Below are 263 nucleotides of genomic sequence, written 5' to 3'. Positions count from 1 at the left end.
CTTTATAAAATTAAAAGAGTTGTAAATTTTAACTTGTAATTTTCTACATTCTTTGTTATACTAATGTTGTTATGGCGACATAGCCAAGTGGTAAGGCACGGGTCTGCAACACCCTTATCACCGGTTCAAATCCGGTTGTCGCCTCCAAAGCAATCTACTGATCTTAAGGTCAGTAGATTTTTTTGTTCAAAAATAAAAAAGCTTAGCTTTTTAACCTTTTAAGAAGATTTCTTAAAAATGCTTAAAGCGAAGCTTTTTCTTTT

General features: G+C 32.3%; 1 tRNA gene. It reads left to right on the top strand.

The annotated features are described in order from the left end of the window. Positions 1-73: 73 nt before the first annotated feature. Positions 74-147, top strand: a tRNA-Cys gene (locus ACQRC6_RS09910). Positions 148-263 lie beyond the last annotated feature (116 nt).

This window comes from Peptoniphilus sp. SGI.035, from assembly GCF_050315115.1.
Classification (GTDB): domain Bacteria; phylum Bacillota; class Clostridia; order Tissierellales; family Peptoniphilaceae; genus Peptoniphilus_A.
Note: the sequence above shows the minus strand (reverse complement) of the source record. Positions and strands in the feature narration are given on the sequence as shown.